Below are 16,735 nucleotides of genomic sequence, written 5' to 3' on the forward strand. Positions count from 1 at the left end.
TCTCCCAAGCAATTATCCGACGAGAGCCAGCCGCGTTTCCGAGGTCTTGAGCTCCACCTTTGTCACACCGTGCAACGACTCGATGTGCTCTGCAAGCTCGCCGTCGAGCAGAAAATCGCGGCCAAGCAGGATGCTGACCTCGCCGTCGGGGAGCATCGCGCGGACGCGTACCTCGCCGCGTGCGCCGCGGTGATCGGCGAGCAAGGACGCGAGCCCGGCGAAGGCGGCCATGTCCGAGATGGTCACGACGACCTGGAAGCGCGCGATGTTGGCGAGCCCCTCGAACGGCTGGATCCGCTTGATGCTGACGCGCGGCGTGTCCTCGCCGGGCTTGCGGTCGAGCTCGACGGTGATGAGGCCGCAGCCGCCTGCCTTGGCGGCGTCCTCGAGATCCTTCGAGACCTGATCGTCGAAACAGGTCGCCATGAACTGGCCGCTGGCGTCCGAGCATTGTGCCATCATGAAGCGCTTGCCGCGCGCGGAGGTGCGATAGCGCGCATCCTCGACCAGCACCGCCATCGTCGCGCCGGCGCGGCTGCCGTCGTCGGGAATGTTGAGCTCCGACAAGGCGGTATAGGCGCGCGCGCCGTGGCTGTTGGCGATGTGGCGGTGGCGGTCGACCGGGTGCGCGGAGAAGTAGAAGCCGAACGCCTCCTTCTCCTGATCCATCCGCTGGCTGAGCGTCCAGCGGACCGAGGGGGGCAGCTTGATCGCGTCGCCCGCGGGTTCCGCATCGCCGAACAGACCGCCCTGCCCGCTGGTCTTGGCGGCGTGGGTGCGTGCGGCGATCGCGAGGATCGTCTCGGCGGTGGCGTGGATCCCGGCGCGGTTGGGCTCGAACCCGTCGAACGCGCCCGCGGCGGCGAGCGTTTCGAGCTGGCGCTTGTTGAGCAGGCGGGGGTCGACGCGCTTGGCGAGATCGTCGAGCCCGGCGAACGGGCCGTTCTGGACGCGCTCGACGATGAGCTTCTCCATCGCGCCTTCGCCGACCGACTTGAGCGCGCCGAGCGCATAGCGGACCGCGAGATTGTTTCCCCGCGAAGGCGGGGACCCAGTCTGGGCACCCGCCTTCGCGGGCGAACAGTCTTCTTCCTCGGTGTCGGGCAACACCTCGACGTCGAACTCGGCCTGGCTCGCGTTGATGCACGGCGGCAGCGTGGCGATGCCCAGACGGCGCATGTCGTCGGTGAAGATCGCGAGCTTGTCGGTCTGGTGCAGATCGTAGCACATCGACGCGGCGAAGAATTCGTGCGGGTGATGCGCCTTCAGCCACGCGGTCTGGTAGGCGAGCAGCGCATAGGCAGCCGCGTGGCTCTTGTTGAAGCCATAGCCCGCGAACTTGTCGATCAAGTCGAACAGCTCGTTGGCCTTGGCCTTCGGGATATTGTTCACCTTCGCGCAGCCCTCGACGAAGATCGCGCGCTGCGCGTCCATCTCGGCCTTGATCTTCTTGCCCATCGCGCGGCGCAGCAGATCGGCGCCGCCGAGCGAGAAGCCCGCGAGGATCTGCGCGGCCTGCATGACCTGTTCCTGGTAGACGAAGATCCCGTAGGTCTCCGACAGGATCGATTCGAGCGCGGGGTGCGGATATTCGATCGTCTCGGTGCCGTTCTTGCGGCGGCCGAAGGACGGGATATTGTCCATCGGGCCCGGTCGATACAGCGACACGAGCGCGATGATGTCGCCGAAATTGGACGGGCGGACCGCGGACAGCGTGCGGCGCATGCCCTCCGATTCGAGCTGGAACACGCCGACCGTGTCGCCCTTCTGGAGCAGCGCATAGACGCCGGCGTCATCCCATTCGAGCGCGTCGAGATCGACCTTGATCCCGCGCTTGGCGAGCAGCTGCACGCCCTTTTGGAGCACCGAGAGCGTCTTGAGGCCGAGAAAGTCGAACTTCACGAGCCCTGCGCCCTCGACATATTTCATGTCGAACTGCGTGACGGGCATGTCCGAGCGCGGATCGCGGTAGAGGGGGACGAGCTGGGCCAAGGGCCGGTCGCCGATCACCACGCCGGCTGCATGCGTCGACGAGTGGCGCGGCAGCCCCTCCAGCTTCATCGCCAGATCGAGCAGCTTTCGCACGCCATTGTCGTTGGCATATTCCTTGGCGAGCTCGCCGACGCCGTTCAGCGCGCGCTCGAGCGTCCAGGGATCGGTCGGGTGGTTGGGGACGAGCTTTGCCAGCCGGTCGATCTGGCCATAGCTCATCTGGAGCACGCGGCCGGTGTCCTTGAGCACCGCGCGTGCCTTCAGCTTACCGAAGGTGATGATCTGCGCGACCTGATCGCGGCCGTATTTCTCCTGGACGTAGCGGATCACCTCGCCGCGGCGGGTTTCGCAGAAGTCGATGTCGAAATCGGGCATCGACACGCGTTCGGGGTTCAGGAAGCGCTCGAACAGGAGCCCCAGCTTGATCGGGTCGAGATCGGTGATGGTCAGCGCCCAGGCGACGACCGAGCCTGCGCCCGAGCCACGGCCGGGACCGACCGGAATGTCGTGATCCTTCGCCCATTTGATGAAGTCGGCGACGATCAGGAAATAGCCGGGAAAGCCCATCTGGACGATCACGTCGACCTCGAAGGCGAGGCGCGCGCGATAGACGTCGCGCCAGCCGTCCTCGGCCTCTCCGTGCAGCTCGGTGATGCGCGCCAGACGCTTTTCGAGCCCGGCCTCGGCATCGTCGCGGAGCAGTTTCGCCTCGCCTTCGATATCGCCGGCGAGGCTGGGGAGGATCGGCTTGCGGTACGGCGCCATCACGGCGCAGCGCTGGGCTACGACCAAAGTGTTGGCGATCGCCTCGGGCAGGTCGGCGAACATCTCGTGCATCACCGGCGCGGGCTTCATCCACGCTTCGGGGCAGCTGCGGATGCGGTCCTCGGTCTCGACATAGGTCGAGTGCGCGATGCAGAGCATGGCGTCGTGCGCGTCGCCGAACGCGCTCTCGGTGAAGCAGCACGGGTTGGTCGCGACGAGCGGCAGGTTGCGCTCATAGGCGATGTCGATCAGCGCGTCCTCGGCGGCGATCTCGGTCGCGTCGCCGCGGCGTGAGAGCTCGATGTAGAGGCGGTCACCGAACAGGTGCTGGAGGCGGTCGAGATAGGCGCGGGCGCGGTCGGGCTGGGCTTCCGCGAACAGCCGGGCGAGACCGCCCTCGCCGCCCGCGGTCAGTGCGATCAGCCCGTCGGCATGGCGCTCGAGCGCGGCGAAATCGACATGCGCGGGCATCTCGATCGGGCGGTCGAGATGCGCCATCGAGACGAGTGCGCAGAGATTGTCGTAGCCCTTGGCGTTCTGCGCATAGAGCGCGATCCAGTCGAACGGGGTGGCAATGCCGTCGGGCATGTCGGGACGGCTGAGGCCGAGCATCACGCCGATGACGGGCTGGACGCCGTCCTTCTTGGCGGCGTCCGAATAGGCCATCGCGGCGTAGAGGCCGTTGCGGTCGGTCAGCGCGGCGGCGGGGAAGCCGAGCGCGCGCGCCTGCTTGGCGATCGCCTTGGGATCGATCGCGCCGTCGAGCATGGTGTAGCAGGAAAAGACGCGGAGCGGGACGTAACCGGAATGCATGGGTGAGAGGTAGGCGTTGAAGCGTGATTCGACCAGACGCGATGGCGGGTGGTGCGGGGTGGGACGCGATGAGTTGAGTCTGGCTGTGTGGGTTTTTGGTTCGAGGCTGTTCTCCCGCGAAGGCGGGAGTCCAGTCTGGGCCCCCGCCTTCGCGGGGGAACAGTCTTGTGGTGCGGGTGCTGCCCACAATTACCACCCCGGCGGAGGCCGGGGCCCAGTGGGGGGACGTTGCTGACTGAGGTCTGCGCTTCGTTACTGTGGCCTTTCCAACTGGGCCCCGGCCTTCGCCGGGGTGGTAGGAAAGGAGGTGGGAGTCCGGGCGGGGTCCCTGCCTTTGCGGGGGAACAGTCTTGTGGTGCGGGTGCTGCCTACAGTTACCACCCCGGCGGAGGCCGGGGCCCAGGTGGGGGACGTTGCTGACCGAGGTCTGCGCTTCGTTACGGCGACCTTTCCAACTGGGCCCCGGCCTTCGCCGGGGTGGTAGTAAGGGCGGGTTAGAGCAGGTTTTCGATGTCGGTGCGGAGGTCGGCGGGTTTGGTGGTGGGGGCGTAGCGGGCGACGACCGTGCCGTTGCGGTCGATCAGGAACTTGGTGAAGTTCCATTTGATCGCTTTCGACCCCAGCACGCCGGGTGCGTCGGATTTCAGGCGGTCGAACAGCGGATCCGCGTCCCCACCGTTGACGTCGACTTTCGCAAAGACGGGGAAGGTCACGTCGTAGGTGAGCGTGCAGAAGTTCGCGATCTCCGCCGCGTCGCCGGGTTCCTGCGCGCCGAACTGGTTGCAGGGGAAGGCGAGAACCTCGAAGCCTCGATCGGCATAGTCGCGGTGGAGCGCCTCGAGCCCTTCATATTGCGGGGTGAAGCCGCATTTGGAGGCGGTGTTGACGATCAGCAGCACCTTGCCGGCATAGGCCGCGAGCGACGCGGGGGTGCCGTTGGCGGCCTTCACGGTGAAGTCGGTGATGGTCATGCGCGGTCCTCGTGTCGGGCGAGCAGATAGGTCAGGTTCTGACGGACGCCCGGCCATTCGTGCGCCAAAATGCTGTAGACGATGGTGTCGCGCAAGCGGCCGTCGGCCATCACCTGATGCCCGCGCAACACGCCGTCGCGTTTCGCGCCGAGCCGCTCGATCGCGGCCTGTGAGCGCTTGTTGAGGCTGTCGGTGCGGATCTGGACGCATTCGCAGCCGAGCGTGTCGAAGGCGTGGGTCAGCAGCATCCGCTTGGCCTCGGTATTGACGCCGGTGCGCTGGACCGCGGTGGCGTAGAAGGTGCCGCCGATCTCGAGCCGCTTGTTGGCCGCGCTCATCCGCATGAAGCGGGTGCTGCCGCGGACGATGCCGTCCACCACCACCGCGAAGACCCGCGCGCGGCCAAAATCCTGCTGCTCGAACGCCGCCGCGAGCCAGCGATCGGGCGCCTTCATCAGCGCGACATTGGCGTAGAACAGGTCCCACAGGTCGTCTGCGGACGCAGCGGCGACCAGCGCGGCCTTGTCCGCCGCGACCAGCGGGCGGAGCGTGACGTGACGCCCGACGAGCGTCGGTGTCGCGTCCCAGCTCAAGCCAGCCGGCCCTCGTGCAGCCGGAACACGCGGTCCATCCGCGCGGCGAGCCGTTCGTTGTGGGTCGCGACCAGCGCCGCTGTGCCCTGTTCGCGGACCAGCCGGACGAATTCGGCAAAGACGATGTCGGCGGTATGCTCGTCGAGATTGCCGGTCGGCTCGTCCGCCAGCACCAGCGCGGGCTTGTTGGCGAGCGCGCGGGCGACCGCGACACGCTGCTGCTCGCCGCCCGAGAGCTGGCTGGGACGGTGCGTGAGGCGGTGGCCGAGCCCGAGCTGGGTGAGGAGTTCGGCCGCACGCGCATCCGCCTGTGCGCGCGTCGCGCCGTGGACGAGCTGTGGCAGGACGACATTCTCGGTCGCGTTGAAATCGGGGAGGAGGTGATGGAACTGATAGACGAAGCCGAGGCTGTCGCGGCGTACCACGGTGCGCTCGTGCGCGTTGAGCTTCGACGCCTCGGTACCGGCGATCTTGATCGATCCCTGGAAGCCACCTTCCAGCAGGCCGACCGCCTGGAGCAGGGTCGACTTGCCCGAACCCGAGGGGCCGAGCAGCGCGACGATCTCGCCCGGTGCGATTCCGAGGTCGATGCCACGCAGCACGTCGATCGTCGCGCCCCCTTGCGTGAAGCTTTTGGTCAGACCGCTGGTCTGCAGGACATAGTCGTACGCCTGCGCGCTGCGCCGCTCGATCGGAAGGCCATTATTCATAACGCAGCACCTGCACGGGGTCGGTACTCGCCGCCTTCCAGGCCGGATAGAGCGTCGCGAGGAAGCTGAAGATCAGCGCCATCAGCGCGATCACGATGATCTCGACCGGATCGGTCTTCGACGGGAGCTCGGTCAGATAGCGGATCGAAGGATCCCAGAGATTCTGCCCCGTCACGAGCTGGACGAAGTTCACCACGCCCTGCCGATAGAACAGGAAGACGAAGCCGAGCCCGAGCCCGGCGAGCGTGCCGAGCGCACCGATCGTCGTGCCGACGACGATGAAGATCCGCATCAGCCCGCCGCGCGTCGCGCCCATCGTCCGCAGGATCGCGATGTCGCGCGTCTTGGCGCGGACCAGCATGATCAGCGACGACAGGATGTTGAACACCGCGACGAGGATGATGATCGACAGCACGGTGAACATCGCGACGCGCTCGACCGCCAAGGCCTCGAACAGCTGCGCGTTCATCGTCCGCCAGTCCTGGATGACCGCGCGGCCGCCGATCTTCTCGGCGAGCGGCCGCAGGATCTCGCCGACCTTGTCCGCATCGACGGTCTTCAGCTCGACCATGCCCGCGGCGTCGCCCATCAGGAGGAGCGTCTGCGCATCCTCGATCGGCATGATGATGTACGCCTTGTCATAGTCATAGACGCCGATCTCGAAGATCGCGCCGACCTTGTAGCTGACGATGCGCGGCACGGTGCCGAACGGCGTGGTCTGACCCTGCGGGCTGAACAGCGAGATGTCCGAGCCGACCTGCGCGCCGAGCGACTCGGCGAGCCGCGAGCCGATCGCGATCCGGCCGGAGCCTTGCGTGATCGACTGGAGCGACCCCATCAGCACCTTGTCCTGGATCGTCGAGTTGCGGCGGATGTCGTCGACGCGCATCCCGCGGACGAGAACCGCCTCCGCGCGGCCGTTATAGGTGGCGGCGAGCGGCTGTTCGATCAGCGGTACCGCGCTAGTCACGCCGGGGGTGGCGCGCGCCTGTGCGACGATCTCGCGCCAGTCGGGCATCCGGCCGCCGAGCGGCTGTACCACGGCATGGCCGTTGAGCCCGACGATCTTGTCGAACAGCTCGGCACGGAAGCCGTTCATCACGCTCATCACGATGACGAGCGCGGCCACGCCGAGCATGACGGCGACGAGGCTGATCGAGGCGACGAGGAAGATGAACGCCTCGCCCTTGCCCGGCAGCAGATAGCGCCGGGCGATCATCCGTTCATAGCGTGACAGGATCATGGGTGCGGGGGTTCGATCGTTAGAAGAGATGTCCATCGGCTCTAGGACGCGGCCCCGCGCGAGGCAACCATGGCCGCGTCTGGATTGGTCTGTTGCGGATTCGACACAGCCCCCTGCCAATCGTGTGGCGCGCCCCGCAAACAGGGTGACAAACACCACGCAATTACTTAGCAAAAACCTCGCTGAGACACAGGCAACGGCCGTGGTTCGGGGAATGCTTTGACGCCGCACCGAAGGTGCAGAGCGGAAGCGACAAAATGGGGGCTGACGAGCGATCGTCACGCAGGCGCCCGGATCGGAAACGGTCCGGGCGTTTGCTTGTCCGGGCCATTTTCCTTACAACGAATACACTATTCGCCGCTTCCGGAACCCCCGAAGTGCAACAGGCACCGGACGAAGAGTGGGAGCTTCCAATTCTCACCCTTCGCCCGGATCTCTCTTTATAGCAGATAGAGTAGAGCAGCGTTTGTGAACCGTATCAGAACGAGCGCGAGATCGTGACGCCGTAGGTGCGCGGATCGCCCGGCTGGCCGACGACCAGCCCCGTGCTGCCCGATTGCAGCGCGAGCAATTCGTAATAATCCTTCGCGAAGACGTTGCGGACCCAGCCGAAGACGTTCAGCCGGTCCTCGCCGCGGAACCCCAGCCGGACATTGCCGAGCGCATAGCCCTTGATGTCGGTATAGGCCGAGGCGGACGGGTTGGACGAGAAGGTCGAGCGGTAGCTGCCGTCATAGCCGAGATAGACCTGGCCATCGAGACCGCCGATCCGTGCGGGCAGGTCGTACTCCGCGCCGTAGGAAAAGGCCCATTTCGAGATGCCCGGCAGGCGCTGGCCCGATATGTCGCAGTTTGCGGGGCTGATCCCGCCCGGGGTCCCTGCCGGGCTTGGGCTCTGGCCCGCGGTGGCGGTGGTGCCGCCCGACAGCTCGGGCGGGCATGGCGCATCGACGAAGCGGACATATTTGGCGTCGGTATAGGCGCCGTTGACGTAGAGGTTGAAGCGCGACGTCGGGCGGAACGCCGAGTCGAATTCGAACCCGCGCGTCCGCACCTTGCCCGCATTGGCGAGATAGCCGCGCAGCACGCCGAGCTGGCCGTTGGTGACGGTCGCCTGGTAATCGTTGATCTCGGTCCAGAAGCCCGCGAGGTTGAGCGTCACGCGGCGGTCGAGGAACTGCGTCTTGAGGCCCAGTTCGTAATGGTTGACCGTCTCGGGCTTGACCGTCGCCGAGGCGAGGATCGGGTTGTTCGCGCCGTCGAGCGGGAGCCCCGACAGGTTGATGCCGCCCGATTTGTAGCTGCGCGCATAGGTCGCATAGGCATGGATGTCCTGGGCGACGTCATAGGCGAGCGTCGCGTCGCCCGACACGTTCCAGTCGTCGAAGGCGGGGGTGTAGACCTGGGGCGCTAGCGTGCTGCACCGGTCGCGGGTGACCGAGCTGGCCGCCTGCGCGTCAATTACGACAAGAAGACCGGCTCCTATGTCTCGGTCGTGACGACAGGGGCGGGGGCGAAGGAGAGGTTGTCGGCGATGTGCCAGGTCACCTTGCCGAACCCGGCCGCGGACGTGTTCTTGAAGCCGATCGTGTTGGTCGCGGTCAGGCCGTCGAGCACAGCGGGGTTGGATGCGTTGGCGCTGGTCGGGTTGAGCAGGTAGCGGCTGGCGGCGGCGCCCTGGACCTGCAGCCCCTGCGTGTCGATCGTCTGGTGGAAGTAGAACAGCCCGGCGACGTAATCGACCGTGTTGCGGCCGTTCGACGAGAGGCGGACCTCCTGGCTGACCTGTTCCTGCTGCGACGGGTTGGCGGAGACCGAGGTGATAGGCAGGCCGATGAAGTCGCGGTCGTTCGACGGCTTCCAGTCCCAGATGCGCCATGCGGAGACCGAGGTCAGCGACACCGGTCCGAGATCCCATTCGGCGAGCAGCGCGGCGCCGCCGAGCTCCTGCCGTGCGCGCAGCGGGGTGTCGAGATCGGTCACGCGGTCGAACGCGTCGCGCGACGGCGGGGTGTAGTTGAGCGCCGCCGCCAGCGCGTCATATTGCCGCGACACGGGCCGCTGCGTGGTGCCGACGCGTGCGAAGATCTGCGCGCAACAATCGGGGTTCTGGTGATTATAATCGCCCGACAGCGTGAGATCGAGATTGCCGGTCGCGTGCCAGAAGAGCTGGCCGCGCAGGCTCTGATTGTCCTGCGCGTTGACGTCCTTGCCGGTGCGGAGATTGCGGATCGTGCCGTCGCGCCGGGTGATCGACGAGGACAGCCGGATCGCGAGCCTGTCGTCGACCAGCGGGCCCGACACCGACGCCTTGGCCTGGACGAAGCGAAGATTGCCGGTGGTGAGCTCGATCCGCGCCTCGGGGGTGAAGCTGGGCTTGCGCGTGTAGATGTTGATCGCGCCCGCGGTGGTGTTCTTGCCGTAGAGCGTGCCCTGCGGCCCGCGCAGGATCTCGATCCGTTCGGTGTCGGTGAAGTCGAACGTCGCCGACGCGATGCGGCTGTAATAGACCTGGTCGACATAGATGCCGACGCCCTGTTCGATGCCGTCATTGGTGAGGCCGAACGGCGCGCCGAGCCCGCGGATGTTGGCGGCGGAGTTGCGCGGGTTGGTCGAGTAGAATTGCAGCGTCGGCTGAAGCTGCGTGATGCGGTTGACGTTGTACGCGCCGGTGTCGGCGATCGCCTGGCCGCCGATCACCGACATCGCGATCGGCACGCTCTGGATCGTCTCGGCACGGCGGCGCGCGGTGACGACGATGTCTCCCCCGCCCTGCTGTGCCGCGCCGAGTCGGCCGGTGTCGCGCTGCTCGTCCTGCGGCGCGGGTGCGGCCTGATCGGCGGGTGCCGGCAGCGGTGATGCGGCCGCCTGTGCGGCGACCAGCATCGCGAAAATATGGGCCATGATCGTCTCCCTTGAACCTTGGCTCTAAAAGTCCATTGATTTGGTGGGAGATCAATCGGGAACGGCTTTGCAGGGGCAAAGCTGCGCTATCGGGGCCCTGGAAAAAATCTTGCCGGGGCGATCTTGAAGGTTTTTGCGGGGTGACCAGATCACTGCCGCACGGCGCCTGATGGGCCGTGTGCCCGGGCCGCGCACAGGCGGGCCAGGGCTGATGTTGGATTGCTCAAGACGAGGATTTGACCATGCGACTCGACCTTACCCCCTATCGCCGCTCGACCGTCGGGTTCGACCGGCTGTTCGACATGATCGAGACGAACGCGCGCGTCGCGACGTCCGACAATTACCCGCCGTTCAACCTCGAGCGGATCGCGCAGGACCGTTACCGCATCACGCTGGCGATCGCCGGCTTCTCGCGCGACGAGATCGCGATCACCGCGCAGCAGAATTTGCTGCTGGTCGCGGGCAAGAAGGAGGAGCGCGCGCCCGAGGGCCAGCTGCTCCATGTCGGCATCGCCAACCGCTCGTTCGAGCGGCGCTTCGAGCTGGCGGACTTCGTGCTGGTGGAGGATGCGCGGCTGAACGACGGGCTGCTGGTGATCGACCTGGTCCGCGAAGTGCCCGAGGCGATGAAGCCGAAGAGCATCACGATCAAGACCGGCGCGCCGCTGGCTGCGGTCGATACGGTTGCTGTCGATCAGGCTGCCTGATTTTTGGTCAGCGCTGTGGGGCGTCCGGATCCTTGGGGTCCGGGCGCCTTTTTTATGTCTGGGGTTCGGATTTAGAAGAATTTGTTCGCGCGGAGGCGCGGAGGCGCGGAGATTTTCTTGGCCGCGTCGCGGCCCTCATTAAATCCTGCGCGAACCTGAGTGAGGCTGGCTGCGATAGGCCACGAATGCACTCCGCGTCTCCGCGTCTCCGCGTGAACACATTCTTCTGTTCGGACCAGACGGAGCAGGTTTGTTCGCGCGAAGGCGCGAAGACGCTAAGATTTTGGGTCCCTTTGCGCCTTTGCGCCTTCGCGTGATCGATATTTCACTTCGCCGGGCGCCCCTGGGGGCGCCCGGTCGGGTCAGACGAGGCGGCTCTGTTTGACCGCGGCTTCGATGAAGCTGGCGAACAGGGGGTGCGGGTCGAAGGGTTTGCTTTTCAGTTCGGGGTGGAACTGGACGCCGACGAACCAGGGATGGTCGGGACGCTCGACGATTTCGGGGAGCGTGCCGTCGGGCGACATGCCCGAGAAGACCAGGCCGCCCTGTTCGAGCACGTCCTTGTAGCCCGTATTCACCTCGTAGCGGTGACGATGGCGTTCCGAGATGTCGGTGCCGCCATAGATCGCCGCGACGACGCTGTTGCCGTCGAGCTTGGCGTCATAGGCGCCGAGCCGCATCGTGCCGCCCAGATCGCCCTCGGCCGCGCGCGTCTCGAGACCCTCGCGGCCCATCCATTCGGTGATCATGCCGACCACCGGCTTGTCGGTCGGGCCGAATTCGGTCGACGAGGCATCGGGCACGCCGCCGAGACCGCGTGCGCCCTCGACGCACGCCATCTGCATTCCGAAGCAGATCCCGAAATAGGGGATCTTGCGTTCGCGCGCGAACTTCACCGAGGCGATCTTGCCCTCCGCGCCGCGTTCGCCGAACGCACCGGGGACGAGGATCGCGTCGCAGGGCTCGAGCTGGCCGGCGATGTCGCTCTCGGCATTCTCGAACAGCTCGGCGTCGATCCAGCGGACGTTGACCTTGACGCGGTTGGCGATGCCGCCATGGACCAGCGCCTCGTTGAGCGACTTGTAGGCGTCCTGCAGCCCGACATATTTGCCGACCACGCCGATCGTGACCTCGCCCTGCGGATTGGTCAGCCGGTCCATGATCTCGGTCCAGCGCGACAGGTCGGGCGCGGCGGCGGGTTCGATCCCGAACGCGCGCAGCACCTCGATATCGAGGCCCTCGCCGTGATACTGGAGCGGCACCGCGTAGATGCTCTTCGCGTCGAGCGCGGGGATGACCGCGCTGGCGGGGACGTTGCAGAACAGCGCGATCTTCGCGCGCTCCGACGGCGGCAGCGGGTGTTCGCAGCGGCAGACCAGCACGTCGGGCTGGACGCCGAGCGCTGCGAGTTCGCGGACCGAATGCTGGGTCGGCTTGGTCTTCAGCTCGCCCGCGGCGGCGATATAGGGGACGAGCGTGACGTGGATGCTGATCGCCTTGCCGCGCCCTTCCTCGTTCTTCAGCTGGCGAATCGCCTCGATGAAGGGGAGCGATTCGATGTCGCCGACGGTGCCGCCGATCTCGCAGAGCACGAAGTCGACATCGTCGGTCTCGGCCCGCGCGAACGCCTTGATCGCGTCGGTGACGTGCGGGATGACCTGCACCGTCGCGCCGAGATAGTCGCCGCGGCGTTCGCGGGCGATGATCTGCTGATAGATGCGGCCGGAGGTGACGTTGTCCGACTGGCGCGAGGGCACGCCGGTGAAGCGTTCATAGTGACCGAGGTCGAGATCGGTCTCGGCCCCGTCGTCGGTCACATAGACCTCGCCGTGCTGATAGGGCGACATCGTGCCGGGATCGACGTTCAGATACGGATCGAACTTCCGGATCCTGACGCTGTAGCCGCGTGCCTGGAGGAGGGCGGCAAGCGATGCCGCCATGAGACCTTTACCGAGCGACGATACCACGCCCCCGGTGATGAAAATGTACCGAGCCATGGGAAGAGTCTCGTAGCGTGTGTTGGGGACGAACGACAAGCGCCCGCGGATCACGCAGGGCGCTTTTGTCGGCGAATGGAGTGTTTAGCGGGCGAGCGGGACCGCGCCATTGTCGGCAGGCGCCGGTGCGGCGGCGCCGGCATTCTCTGCACCACCGGCGAACGGTGCCGCATCGCCCTTGGGCTCCGCGGTCGGAACCGCGGTGGCGGCGGCCGCCGGCGTGCGGGCGAGCGACGTGTCGATGTCGGTGCTGCGGTGATTCGCCGCGAGGATCGCGAGCAGGATCGAGAACAGCACGAACATCGTCCCGAGCACGCCGGTGGCGCGCGTCAGGAAATCGGCGGCGCCGCGGGCCGACATCAGCCCCGAGGGACTGCCGCCCATGCCCAGACCGCCGCCTTCCGACCGCTGCATGAGGATCACGGTGACGAGGGCGGCCGCGATGATCGCGTGGATGACAAGCAGGAAGGCGAACATTGCGCGGAAAACCCCGGAACTTTTACGAAGCCGCGCACATAGGCGAGCCGGCGGCAACGATCAACCGCATCCCGGGCTCCGGATATCGCACACGACACCGAAACACACGGAAACAAGCCGTGCGGGCGGGCGTTGTGACAGCGTAATGACGTTCCTTAACGGGACGTAGACCCTGAAATTCAGATGGCGGATCAACGCTGTGGCATCAATGGCAGTCAATACTCTATCGACGTGGATGACGGCTCTGGTCGATTATGTCCGTTCGGGTGAACCGGATCTGACCAATCGCCAGATGGCGCTTTTGCTGCTCGTCTATCTCAAACCCGGCCCGCATACGGTGCGCGGTCTGGCGCGTGCACTGAACGTATCGAAGCCCGTCGTCACGCGCGCCTTGAACAGATTGGGTGCCCTCGGCTATCTGCGCCGGCAACGCGACGATAGCGACAAGCGCAACATCTTCGTCGCGCGGACGAGTGAAGGGGCAGATTTTCTTGAAGAATTCGGGCAGTTCATCGGCGATAACGACGCCGCGCCCCGCGCCGCGACAGCCTGACGGCGTCATTCAGCCGCGTGATTCTGCCGACTCGCGTCGCCAGAGTTTCGCGCTGACCGGGCGTTCGGTCGATCTCGACCTGCGCACGCACGCGGTCCGCCGCGACATTGCCGACATCCGCCTCGCCGAGCATGTCTTCGCACCGCATTATGCGGTGCCGATGATCCGGCTGGTCGCGCGCACCGCGACGCTGCGCGCGGGCCGCGACACGGCGAGCGAGCCGGTCACCGCGCTGGCGGTCGGCGACACGATCGAAGTGCTCGAGATCGCAGGCTCGTCCGCCTGGGGCGTCGCCCAGCCGCATGGCCTGGTCGGCTATGTCGAGATCGACGCGCTCGACCTGCCGGACGGCAAGGCGGTGGCGGCATGACCGCGACGGTCTTCATCGACGGTGCGGCGGGCACCACCGGGCTCGAGATCCGCGACCGGCTCGCCGGGCGGTCCGACATACATATCGCGTTGCTCGACGAGGCGAACCGCAAGGATCCCGCGGCACGCCGCGCGGCGCTCAACGATGCCGATTTCGTCATCCTCTGCCTGCCCGACGACGCCGCGCGCGAAGCGGTCGCGCTGATCGACAATGACCGGACGCGGGTGATCGACGCATCGAGCGCGCACCGCGTCGCGCCGGGCTGGACCTATGGGTTCGCCGAGCTGCCGGGTCAGGCGGCGCGGATCGCCACGGCGACGCGCGTGTCCAACCCCGGCTGCTATCCGACCGGTTTCCTCGCGCTCGTAGCCCCGCTCGTCGCGGCCGGGCTGCTGCCGGCGGGCCATCCGCTGAGCGTCAACGCGACGTCGGGCTATTCGGGCGGCGGCAAGGCGATGATCGCCGAGTTCGAGGGGGCCGGCGCCACCCCGACCGCGTTCCGCGCCTATGCGCTTGGCCTTGCACACAAGCACATCGCCGAGATGACGCAGCATGCCGCGCTGACGCATGCGCCGATCTTCGCGCCCGCGGTCGCCAACACCTATCGCGGGATGGTCGTCGAGGTGCCGTTGCACCTTCATGCCCTGCCCGGCCGGCCGACGCTGGCGGCGGTCGAGGACGTTCTGCGGCACGCCTATGACGGCGCGGCGCTCGTGAGCGTGGCGGCGGGCGATGCGGCGGCGATCGCGATCGAGGAAAATGCCGGAACCGACCGGTTGACGTTGCGCGTCTGCGGCAACGATGCGACCGGTCACGCGCGGCTGGTCGCGACACTCGACAATCTGGGCAAGGGCGCCGGCGGCGCCGCGGTCCAGAACCTCAACATCATGGCCGGGGTCGACCCGGTCGCCGGTCTGGTTTCGTAAGACCGACTGACCCAGGAGCTCTCATGCACCGTAATCCCGTAGCCAAGCTGCTCCTGTTCGGCGCGACCGGCGATCTCGCACAGCGGATGCTGTTGCCCTCGCTCTATGGCCTGCACGCCGACGGGCTGCTGCCCGAGGGGCTGACGATCACCGGCGCGGCGCGTCACGATCACGACGACGCGGCGTATCGCACCTTCGCGAGAGCCGCGCTCGACGAGTATCTGAAGGACGATCGCAAGGACGAGGCGACGATCGACGCGTTCCTCGAGCGCGTGCATTACCAGCCGACCGACCTGTCCGATCCGGCGAGCTTCCAGCCGCTGGCGGACAAGATCGGCGACATTTCGGGCGGGCTCGCCATCTATCTGTCGACCGCGCCGTCGCTGTTCGAATCGGCGATCGAAGGGCTGCACAAGGTCGGACTGGCGGGCGAGACCGTTCGCGTCGGGCTGGAAAAGCCGCTGGGCTACGACCTGCCGACAAGCCGCGAGATCAACGACGCGGTCGCCAAGGCGTTTCCCGAGAACCGGACCTACCGGATCGATCATTATCTGGGCAAGGAAACCGTCCAGAACATCCTCGCGCTGCGGTTCGGCAACTCGTTCTTCGAGCCGGTGTGGAACGCGCAGGGGATCGACAACGTCCAGATCACGATCTCCGAGACGGTCGGGCTGGAAGAACGCGCGGGCTATTACGAGAGCGCGGGTGCGCTGCGCGACATGGTGCAGAACCATATCCTGCAGTTGCTCGCACTGATCGCGATGGAGCCGCCGGCACGGTTCGAGGGCACCGACGTTCGCGACGAGAAGTCGAAGGTGTTCCGCTCGCTGCGGCTGATCAAGCCCGAAGAGGCGCCGCACGTCACCGTGACCGGGCAATATGCCGAGGGCGCGGTCAACGGGAAGTTCGTGAAGAGCTATTCGGAGGAGCTCGGCCAGACGTCGACCACCGAGACGTTCGTCGCGATCAAGGCGCATGTCGACAACTGGCGCTGGCAGGGCGTGCCCTTCTACCTGCGCACCGGCAAGCGGATGGCGGCACGCGGCAGCGAGATCGCGATCCAGTTCAAGGCGGTGCCGCATTCGATGTTTGCAGGACGCGGCGGGCTGCTCCAGCCCAACATGCTGATCATCCGCCTGCAGCCCGAAGAGCATGTCCAGCTGCTGGTGATGGCGAAGGAACCGGGGCTCGACCGCGAGGGCGTGCGGCTGCGCGAGGTGCCGCTGAACCTCAGCCTCGACGCCGAGTTTGCGGGCACGCGCCGGCGGATCGCCTATGAGCGGCTGCTGCTCGACCTGATCGAGGGCGACCAGACATTGTTCGTGCGGCGTGACGAGGTCGAGGCGCAGTGGACCTGGATCGATGCGATCCGCGAGGGCTGGAAAGCGAACGGAATGAAGCCCAAAAGCTATCCGTCGGGCAGCTGGGGCCCGTCCGCCGCGATCGCGCTGACCGAGCGCGACGGCGTGACCTGGCAGGACGACTGAGCATGTTTTCCTCCGTTCGTCCCGAGTAGCCGTCGAGCTTGTCGAGATGGCGTATCGAGGGATCGGCCCGGTTGTGGCATTGTACCTCGATACGGGCTCTCGGCTTCGCTCGATCCCTACTCGGCACGAACGGGACTGGTTGGTACGAACGGGCCGCTGAATACGAACGGGACTGCTGGGTGCGAACGGGACTGGCGGACACGACCTGAACTGTTGGGCACGAACAC

12 protein-coding genes and 1 pseudogene are annotated in these 16,735 nt (G+C 66.4%); 5 read left to right on the forward strand and 8 right to left on the reverse strand.

The window, feature by feature from the left end:
• Positions 1 to 12 precede the first annotated feature (12 nt).
• The 6 genes and pseudogenes from dnaE to GV027_RS04020 form a co-directional block, all read right to left on the reverse strand.
• Positions 13 to 3,570: a DNA polymerase III subunit alpha gene (gene dnaE, locus GV027_RS03995; protein WP_159511061.1), complete on the reverse strand. Its 3,558-nt coding sequence runs from the start codon at positions 3,568 to 3,570 to the stop codon at positions 13 to 15.
• A 494-nt stretch (positions 3,571 to 4,064) separates the two neighbouring features.
• Positions 4,065 to 4,541: a glutathione peroxidase gene (locus tag GV027_RS04000; RefSeq protein WP_159511062.1), complete on the reverse strand. Its 477-nt coding sequence runs from the start codon at positions 4,539 to 4,541 to the stop codon at positions 4,065 to 4,067.
• Positions 4,538 to 5,134 carry a GNAT family N-acetyltransferase gene (locus GV027_RS04005; RefSeq protein WP_159511063.1) on the reverse strand — a complete coding sequence of 199 codons (597 nt, stop codon included), beginning with the start codon at positions 5,132 to 5,134 and terminating at the stop codon, positions 4,538 to 4,540. The genes GV027_RS04000 and GV027_RS04005 overlap by 4 nt, the downstream gene beginning before the upstream one ends.
• Positions 5,131 to 5,844 carry an ABC transporter ATP-binding protein gene (locus GV027_RS04010; RefSeq protein ID WP_042467156.1) on the reverse strand — a complete coding sequence of 238 codons (714 nt, stop codon included), beginning with the start codon at positions 5,842 to 5,844 and terminating at the stop codon, positions 5,131 to 5,133. Before GV027_RS04010 ends, GV027_RS04005 begins: the two co-directional genes overlap by 4 nt.
• On the reverse strand, positions 5,837 to 7,087 hold the full coding sequence (locus GV027_RS04015; protein WP_031396032.1) for a lipoprotein-releasing ABC transporter permease subunit: 1,251 nt from the start codon (positions 7,085 to 7,087) through the stop codon (positions 5,837 to 5,839). Before GV027_RS04015 ends, GV027_RS04010 begins: the two co-directional genes overlap by 8 nt.
• A 478-nt stretch (positions 7,088 to 7,565) precedes the next feature.
• Positions 7,566 to 9,994 (reverse strand): annotated as a pseudogene (locus GV027_RS04020) (TonB-dependent receptor).
• 239 nt (positions 9,995 to 10,233) lie between these two features.
• Here GV027_RS04020 and GV027_RS04025 point away from each other — a divergent pair.
• Positions 10,234 to 10,698 carry an Hsp20 family protein gene (locus GV027_RS04025; protein ID WP_159511064.1) on the forward strand — a complete coding sequence of 155 codons (465 nt, stop codon included), beginning with the start codon at positions 10,234 to 10,236 and terminating at the stop codon, positions 10,696 to 10,698.
• Between the two features lie 362 nt (positions 10,699 to 11,060).
• On the opposite strand, the gene GV027_RS04030 is transcribed toward GV027_RS04025, so the two are convergent.
• Both GV027_RS04030 and secG read right to left on the reverse strand, forming a co-directional pair.
• Positions 11,061 to 12,695 (reverse strand): CTP synthase, encoded by a 1,635-nt coding sequence (locus GV027_RS04030; protein WP_031395051.1) that lies wholly within the window; start codon positions 12,693 to 12,695, stop codon positions 11,061 to 11,063.
• An 84-nt stretch (positions 12,696 to 12,779) separates the two neighbouring features.
• Positions 12,780 to 13,172 (reverse strand): preprotein translocase subunit SecG, encoded by a 393-nt coding sequence (gene secG, locus GV027_RS04035; protein ID WP_031395050.1) that lies wholly within the window; start codon positions 13,170 to 13,172, stop codon positions 12,780 to 12,782.
• Between the two features lie 235 nt (positions 13,173 to 13,407).
• Here secG and GV027_RS04040 point away from each other — a divergent pair, with 235 nt between their 5' ends.
• Genes GV027_RS04040 through zwf form a run of 4 tightly spaced genes read left to right on the forward strand, consistent with a single transcriptional unit; the run spans position 13,408 to position 16,508 of the window.
• A complete protein-coding gene (locus GV027_RS04040) occupies positions 13,408 to 13,725 on the forward strand; it encodes a MarR family transcriptional regulator (RefSeq protein WP_031395049.1) in 318 nt (105 codons plus the stop codon).
• The gene (locus tag GV027_RS04045; RefSeq protein ID WP_236559043.1) at positions 13,664 to 14,095 is read left to right on the forward strand and encodes a hypothetical protein; all 432 of its coding nucleotides are present in this window, start codon (positions 13,664 to 13,666) and stop codon (positions 14,093 to 14,095) included. The genes GV027_RS04040 and GV027_RS04045 overlap by 62 nt, the downstream gene beginning before the upstream one ends.
• Positions 14,092 to 15,021 carry an N-acetyl-gamma-glutamyl-phosphate reductase gene (argC, locus tag GV027_RS04050; protein WP_159511065.1) on the forward strand — a complete coding sequence of 310 codons (930 nt, stop codon included), beginning with the start codon at positions 14,092 to 14,094 and terminating at the stop codon, positions 15,019 to 15,021. Before GV027_RS04045 ends, argC begins: the two co-directional genes overlap by 4 nt.
• A gap of 23 nt (positions 15,022 to 15,044) precedes the next feature.
• Complete coding sequence (zwf, locus tag GV027_RS04055) at positions 15,045 to 16,508, forward strand: glucose-6-phosphate dehydrogenase (protein WP_031440816.1); 1,464 nt, start codon at positions 15,045 to 15,047, stop codon at positions 16,506 to 16,508.
• Positions 16,509 to 16,735 lie beyond the last annotated feature (227 nt).

The sequence above is a fragment of the Sphingomonas sp. T1 genome (assembly GCF_902506585.1).
GTDB lineage: Bacteria > Pseudomonadota > Alphaproteobacteria > Sphingomonadales > Sphingomonadaceae > Sphingomonas > Sphingomonas aerolata.